General features: G+C 56.1%; 7 protein-coding genes. All 7 read left to right on the forward strand.

The features are described from left to right. Positions 1 to 1022, forward strand: a 1022-nt coding sequence (gene hflX / locus VEI96_00575; protein ID HXX56475.1) for a GTPase HflX, incomplete at its 5' end; no start/stop codon positions are given. 51 nt (positions 1023 to 1073) lie between these two features. Continuing rightward, positions 1074 to 2150, forward strand: coding sequence for a radical SAM protein (locus tag VEI96_00580; GenBank protein ID HXX56476.1), 1077 nt, complete (start codon positions 1074 to 1076; stop codon positions 2148 to 2150). 82 nt (positions 2151 to 2232) lie between these two features. Beyond that, positions 2233 to 3255, forward strand: coding sequence for a uroporphyrinogen decarboxylase (gene hemE / locus VEI96_00585; protein HXX56477.1), 1023 nt, complete (start codon positions 2233 to 2235; stop codon positions 3253 to 3255). A gap of 90 nt (positions 3256 to 3345) precedes the next feature. Next, positions 3346 to 4302: a ferrochelatase gene (hemH, locus tag VEI96_00590; protein ID HXX56478.1), complete on the forward strand. Its 957-nt coding sequence runs from the start codon at positions 3346 to 3348 to the stop codon at positions 4300 to 4302. A 65-nt stretch (positions 4303 to 4367) separates the two neighbouring features. After that, entirely contained in the window at positions 4368 to 4595 is a 228-nt protein-coding gene (locus tag VEI96_00595) for a DUF465 domain-containing protein (protein HXX56479.1), read from the forward strand. 104 nt (positions 4596 to 4699) lie between these two features. Then, positions 4700 to 6340: a dihydroxy-acid dehydratase gene (gene ilvD / locus VEI96_00600; protein ID HXX56480.1), complete on the forward strand. Its 1641-nt coding sequence runs from the start codon at positions 4700 to 4702 to the stop codon at positions 6338 to 6340. A gap of 97 nt (positions 6341 to 6437) precedes the next feature. Continuing rightward, positions 6438 to 7964: biosynthetic-type acetolactate synthase large subunit (gene ilvB / locus VEI96_00605; protein HXX56481.1), on the forward strand; the 1527-nt coding region annotated here is incomplete at its 3' end.

Consider the following 7964-nt stretch of genomic DNA (forward strand, 5'->3'; position numbering starts at 1 on the left):
AATTGAGGGACCTCGCGAGGTCGAGCAATGTCCTCGTGCTCGACGCGGTGATTCAAAGGCCGAAGGAGATAAACCCGCGGTTCCTCATGGGAGAGGGAAAGGTGAAAGAACTCATCATCAGCGCGATGAACAAGGGCGCGACCCTCCTCATATTCGACCAGGCCCTGAACCCGTCCCAGACGAAGGCTATCAGCGAACTGACGGAGCTGAAGGTGATAGACCGCCCCCAGCTGATACTCGACATATTCGCCCAGCGCGCCCACAGCAGGGACGGAAAGGTCCAGGTCGAACTCGCACAGCTGAAATACCGGCTCCCGAGGCTGACGGGAAAGGGAACGGCGATGTCGAGGCTCATGGGAGGGATCGGCGGAAGAGGGCCGGGTGAAATGAAGCTCGAGATCGACAGAAGGAGGGTGCGCGACCGCATCGGCCTCCTCGACCGGGAGCTCAAGTCGCTTTCGGAGGCGAGGCGGCAGAGGAAGCAGAGGAGGGTCGAGACGGGCATCCCGATCATATCGATTGTGGGGTACACGAACGCCGGGAAGTCGACCCTGCTGAACGCCCTCACGAAGAGCGAGACCTTTGTGGAGGAGAGGATGTTCGCCACCCTCGACACCTCGAGCAGGAGGCTGAGGTTCCCGAGAGAGCGGGAGGCGATCATCACCGATACCGTCGGTTTCATCAGGGACCTCCCGAAAGACCTGGTCGCCGCGTTCAGATCGACCCTCGAGGAACTTGAAGACGCCGACCTCCTCGTGCACCTCGTCGACGCCTCCAACCCGAGGTTCGAGGACCATATCGCGGCTGTCAGGAGGATCCTCGAGGACCTCAACGTCGGAAAGAAGGAACAGCTCCTCGTCTTCAACAAGATCGACAGGGTGCCGCCGGAACTGGTCGCGGTCCTGAAGACGAGATTCAACGCGATCGCGCTCTCGTCCCTTGACCCTTCAACGTTCAGGCCCTTTCTCGATGCGATCGAGGCCTACATATGGGATAGCAAAATGACCGGAACAACAGTATAATAACAGTATAGAAAGGCTACCGGTATTTTCTGAAGGGAATCAGGTGATTTCATGGAATTCAAGCCGAAATGGATAGCTTGGGAGATTACGCGAAGGTGCAACCTGAAATGCGTGCACTGCCGCTCTTCTTCCGAGATGGAGGTGAAGGGGCATCCGGATTTTTCTACGGAAGAGGCCTTCAGGATGCTCGATGACATAGCAGGTTACGCCCAGCCGGTCATGGTCTTATCAGGGGGAGAACCCCTCATGAGGCGGGATGTCTTCGAGATAGCGAAATACGGGACCGAGAAGGGCCTGAGGATGTGTCTCGCCACAAACGGCACCCTTATCAACCAAGAGCTGTGCGGAAAGATAAAGGATTCGGGGATACGGATCGTCTCTCTCAGTCTCGATGGTTCGACGGAAGAGGTGCACGACAATTTCAGGAACGAAAAAGGGGCCTTTTCGGGCATACTGAACGCGGCGCGGCTCTTCAAGGAGAACAGCATCGAATTTATCATAAACTCATCCTTCACGAAGAGAAACCAGGAAGAGATACCGAAGGTGTACAAGCTTGCAAAGAAGCTCGGCGCCACGGCATGGTATATGTTCATGATCGTGCCGACGGGCAGGGGTGAGGATATCATGAACGAGCTCATCTCGAAGGAGGAATATGAGGACATCCTCGAGTGGCACTATGAGATGGAGAAGGATGAAGCGGACATGCTCGTGAGGCCGACGTGCGCTCCGCACTATTACCGGGTGGTGCTCCAGAAGGCGAAGGAAGAGGGGGTCAAGTTCGAGCGGAGGACGCTCAAGTTTTCGACGGGCGGCGCGAAGGGCTGTCTCGCGGGCCAGCTGATCTGCCTCATCAACGTTGACGGCGATGTCCTGCCCTGCAGCTATTTCCCGAAGTCGGCGGGCAACATGAGGGAGCATTCCTTTCAGGAGATATGGGAGAATTCGGAGTTGTTCCGGGAACTCCGGGATTTCAAGAAATACAAGGGCAGGTGCGGTTCCTGCGAATACATCAATGTATGCGGCGGCTGCAGGGCGAGGTCTTATTCGGTCTATGGAGATTACCTGGAAGAAGAGCCGTTCTGCGGTTACACGCCGGTGAAGATGCAGAAGAAGGCTGTCGGCAGATAAGGCGCGAACCCGGAAACGACTCTCTGTTTCTCTGTTCTCTTTTGGCTGAAAACTCGCATGCGTACGATAATAAGGAGGTTCTATGAACGATACATTTCTGAAGGCATGTCGCGGTGAAGAGACTGCTTATACGCCCGTATGGCTCATGAGACAGGCCGGGAGGTATCTCCCCGAGTATCAGGCCGTCCGCTCCGGGGTCGATTTCCTCACGCTCTGCAAGACTCCCGAACTCGCCGCTCAAGTGACGAAGCAGCCTGTAGATATACTCGGCGTGGACGCCGCGATACTCTTCTCCGATATCCTGATACCGGTCGAGGCGATGGGGATGCACCTCGAATTCTCCGATAAGAAAGGGCCCATATTGAACGACCCGGTGAGAAACAAGTCGGGTGTGGACCGCCTCATTATCCCGGACACGGAAGACAGCATGCCCTTCGTTCTCGAGGCGATCAAGATCCTCGGGGCCGACCTCAGGGTCCCCCTCATAGGTTTTTCAGGGGCGCCTTTCACCCTCGCCACGTACATGGTGGAGGGAGGGAGCACGAAGAATTTTGTGAATACGAAGAGGATGATGTTCCAGAACCCTGGTCTCTTTCACCTCTTCATGGATAAGATTACCTTGACCGTAATAGCATACCTCTCTTCCCAGGTGCATGCCGGCGCACAGGCGGTCCAGCTCTTCGACAGCTGGGCCGGTGTTCTCGCTCCGGAGGATTATAAGGAGTTTGCCCTTCCCTACGTGAAGAGGGCTGTCTCGGAGCTCAGGAAAGAAGGCGTGCCGATAATCTATTTCGTGAACGACTGTGCCGGGGTCCTGAAGGAAGTCAAGAAGTCGGGCGCAGATGTCATCGGTGTGGACTGGAGGATCGACCTCCACGATGCGATAAAGAAGATCGGGAAGAAGTTCGTTGTTCAGGGGAACCTCGACCCGTGCGCGCTCTTTCTGCCGAAGGAGAAGATCGAGGATAGGGTGAAGGACGTTCTCTGGAAGGGGGAGTTCGCGAAGGGACACATCTTCAACCTCGGTCACGGTATCCTGCCGGAAACCCCGGTCGAAAATGCCGTGGCGATGGTCGAGGCCGTCCACAGGTTCAGCGAAAAGTAGCAGGCAGCGGCCGTTTATTCCGGAGTCTGAGGGTGAACGGGTCTTCCCGACACGCCCTGAGAGGTAGGCGCGATAAGAACGATTGGCGTAATACTCCTCAACCTTGGGGGGCCTGACTCCCTTCAATCCGTCCGGCCCTTTCTCTATAACCTCTTTTCCGACAGAGAGATCATCAGACTCGGACCTTCCTTTCTCCAGAAGCCCCTGGCATGGCTCATCGCGAGCCTCCGATCGGCAAAGACGGAAAAGATGTACGGCTCGATCGGCGGAGGATCTCCCATCCTCGGCATTACCACCGCGCAGGCCTCTGCCCTCGAAAAGTCCCTGAACGGGGCACCGGCGGCCGATAAGGGGCCCTTTAAGGTCTACCTCGGCATGCGGTACTGGCATCCCTTTATCGATGATACCGTGAAAAGGATGCACGCCGACGGCGTTGGGGCTGCGGTGGCGCTCACCCTCTATCCCCAGTATTCCCTTGCGACAACAGGCTCTGCCCTCTCCCGGTTCATTCGGGAGGCGGAGAGGTATTCGCTCCAAAGCGCCCTCATCTCCTCCTGGTTTGATTATCCCCTCTATATCGAGGCCCTCACCGACGTCATCAAAAAGGGTCTCGGCTCGTTTCAGGGGAAAGACGCCGATCTTCTTTTCAGCGCCCACAGCCTCCCCGTCCGCATCATCGAATCGGGAGACCCTTACGTGGAGCAGGTCCGTGGGACGATCAAAGCGGTGATGAAGAAGGTGAATCTGCGGTGGCACCTTTCGTACCAGAGCAAGAGCGGGCCGGTTACATGGCTCAGCCCATCGACAGAAGAGAAGATGGCCGAACTCGCCAGGAAGGGAGTGAAGAACCTTCTCGTAGTGCCGGTCAGCTTTGTCTCGGACCATATAGAAACACTTTATGAAATTGATATATTATATAGGCAGCATGCTCAGAGGCTCGGGATAAATCTCGTCAGGACCGAATCCCTGAATACGCATCCCCTCTTCATAGAGGCGTTGAGAGAGATGGTTACGAAAGAGGTGGAGAAGCAGGGATGGCAGGAATAGAGGAAAGATCGACCAACGGTAAGTGCTCGGGGGTCAGAGACTCTTGAGCGGGAAAGGAGGAGGCATTGAAGGACGAAGAGATTATCCAACTTCTCTTGAAGGAGAGCGAAGAGTTTAAGAAGCTCGAACAGGATCACAAGAATCTCAAGGGCATGCTCGCAGAGATCGACAAGAAGGTCTATCTCTCACCGGAAGAGGAGATGGAGCGAAAGAAGATCCAGAAACTGAAGCTTTCGAAGAAAGACAAAATGGCGGAACTCGTGAGGGAATATAAGAAGAGCCACACGAATTAGGCGCTGGACATCAGGCAGTCAGAATTGCGGAGATACATTTCTATTCTCTCCGCGGCGCTGGCTGCTATTTTTTGAGAGGGGGTACTATTCTCGTGAGAAGCAAAGTGATAAAAGAAGGTCTGGAACGGGTTCCTCACCGGGCGCTCTTGTACGCCACCGGCATCCCGAGGACCGAGATGAACAAGCCCTTCATCGGAGTTGCAACGAGCTTTACGGACATCATTCCCGGTCATATCGGCATGAGAGACCTCGAGCGGTTCATAGAGAAAGGGGTTCACACGGGCGGAGGCTATCCCTTCTTCTTTGGTATCCCCGGTATCTGTGACGGAATCGCGATGGGCCATTCGGGAATGCATTATTCGCTCCCCTCGAGGGAGCTGATCGCTGACATGGTCGAGACGGTCGCGCAGGCCCACCAGCTTGACGGGCTCGTGCTCCTCACGAATTGCGATAAGATCACCCCCGGGATGCTCATGGCAGCGGCGAGGATAAACATCCCGAGCATCGTCGTTACCGCGGGTCCGATGCTCTCCGGCCATTATCGGGGGAGGAGGCTCAACCTTACGAGTGATACCTTCGAGGCCATAGGCAGGTACAGGAAGGGGCTCATAAAGGACGACGAATTGCAGGCCCTCGAGATCTGCGCCTGTCCCGGTGCAGGCTCCTGCCAGGGGATGTATACGGCAAACACGATGGCCTGCGTCACCGAGGCGCTCGGGATGAGCCTGCCCGGGAGTGCAACGTCTCCGGCATCCCTTGCGCAAAAGAGGAGGTTCGCCTTTGAGAGCGGCGTGAGGATCGTCGACCTAATCAGGAAAAAGATCGGGCCGAGGAAGATCATGACGCGCAAGGCCTTTGAGAACGCGATCATGGTGGACCTTGCCCTCGGAGGCTCGACAAATACCGCTCTCCATATCCCCGCGATAGCCCATGAAGCCGGGGTCGCGTTGCCGCTCGAGGTCTTTGACGAATTGAGCCGGAAGGTTCCCCACATAACCAATATGATCCCCGGCGGGACCTATTACATGGAGGACCTCGATTACGCAGGAGGGATCCCTGCCGTCATGAAGCGGCTGAAGCCCCTGCTCCGTCCGTCCGTCTCGGTTTCCGGGAAGAGTATAGCGGAGATCGCGAGTAACGCAATGATCATGGATGAAGAGGTGGTCAGGCCCCTGAACAGGCCTTACCACAAGGAAGGCGGCATCGCGATACTCAGGGGCAACCTCGCTCCCGAAGGCGCCGTAGTGAAGCAGACGGCTGTCAGTAAGGGAATGATGAAATTCGAGGGAAGGGCGAGGGTCTTCGATTCGGAAGAGGCCGGGATGAAGGCGATACTCGGCGGGCATATCAAGGCCGGGGATATCGTCGTCATACGGTACGAAGGCCCGAAAGGCGGGCCGGGCATGAGAGAGATGCTGTCGCCGACCGCGACAATAGCCGGCATGGGACTGTCCGAATCTGTCGCCCTCATTACCGACGGACGATTCTCCGGCGGGACCCGGGGACCATGCATCGGCCACATCTCTCCAGAGGCGATGGAGGGAGGCCCTATCGCTGCTATCAGAAATGGCGACAAGATTCGGATAGACATCCCGAAGAGAAGCATCGACGTTCTCATATCACGTGAAGAGATGAAGAGGAGGCTCTCTCTCTGGAAACCTCCTAAACCGAAGATAACGAAAGGCTATCTCTCGCGGTACTCTCGTATGGTCAGCTCCGCAGGAAATGGCGCGATCATGAAATAGGCCCGGTCCGGAGGCTGTTCAGGAGCAAAATCACAAGCCATTCCATTTTATCCGGGCTTTTGGTAAAATGGTTAAACTCTAAAGGAGCGCTATGCCTATGAAGATCCTCGGTGCGGAAATTATCATCGAATCCCTCAAGAGAGAGGGAGCGAGACATATATTCGGATATCCCGGAGGCGTGGTCCTCAATATCTTCGATCTTCTCTATGACAGCAAGGATATCCAGCTGATCCTGACGCGGCATGAGCAGGGTGCGATCCACGCGGCGGACGGATACGCTCGTGCCACGGGCAAGGCGGGTGTAGCCCTCGTAACCTCGGGCCCGGGCGCGACGAATACCGTTACGGGAATCGCCACCGCGGCCATGGACTCGATCCCCCTCGTCGTGCTGTCGGGTCAGGTGCCGACGATGCTCATCGGCAATGACGCCTTTCAGGAGGCTGATATCGTCGGGATAACGAGGCCGTGCACGAAATACAACTACCTCGTAAAAGACGTAAAGGAGCTCTCGAAGATAATACGGGAGGCCTTTCATATCGCGACGACCGGCAGGCCCGGTCCCGTCCTCATAGACCTGCCGAAGGATGTAACATCGACGAAGACCGAATTCACCTGGCCCCACATAGACATACGGAGTTATAAGCCGACGTATGAGGGAAACAAATACATGATTACTCAGGCCGCCCACCTTATCGCCAAGGCGAAGAAACCGGTAATCGTGGCAGGGGGAGGGGTGATAAGCTCCGGTGCCTCGAAGGAACTGAGAGAACTAGCGGAACATGCCGAGATTCCCCTGACGATGACCCTCATGGGGCTCGGCGGTTTTCCGGGGTCGCATGAGCTCTCTCTCGGAATGCTCGGGATGCACGGTACCTATTATGCCAATAAGGCGGTGCAGGACTCCGACCTCCTCATCGCGATAGGGATGCGTTTTGACGACCGGGTTACCGGGAAGATAGATTCCTTTGCTCCCCACGCAAAGATCGTGCATATCGATATAGACCCGACCTCGATCAGGAAGAACGTGAGAGTCGATACGCCGATCGTCGGGGACGTGAAGAAGGTGCTCACGGTTCTCAATAAAGTCCTCAAGGAAGAGATTCAGGAACAGTGGGCAGAGGTGAGGAAGGCCTGGCTCAGACAGATAAAGGATTGGAAGGCCGAGAGGCCCCTGACCTACACGTGGAGCGATGACGTGATAAAGCCGCAGTTTGTCGTTGAGAAGATTTATGAACTGACGAAAGGCGACGCCATCATCACGACGGAGGTGGGACAGAACCAGATGTGGGCCGCTCAGTTCTACAAGTACGACAAGCCGAGGACATGGCTCTCGTCAGGCGGGCTCGGCACCATGGGATACGGATTTCCGGCCGCCATCGGAGCGCAGCTTGCGTTTCCGAACAAGCTCGTAATCGACATCGCGGGCGACGGCAGTATCCAGATGAATATCCAGGAACTTGCTACGGCGATAATCAACAAGCTGCCGGTAAAGGTGGCCATCCTGAACAACCGTTACCTGGGGATGGTGAGGCAATGGCAGGAGCTCTTTTACAACGAACGGTACTCCTACAGTCATCTCGATGTGACCCCTGATTTTGTGGAAGTCGCCCATGCCTATGGCGCG

It is taken from the genome of Thermodesulfovibrionales bacterium (assembly GCA_035622735.1).
Taxonomy (GTDB): Bacteria; Nitrospirota; Thermodesulfovibrionia; order Thermodesulfovibrionales; family UBA9159; genus DASPUT01.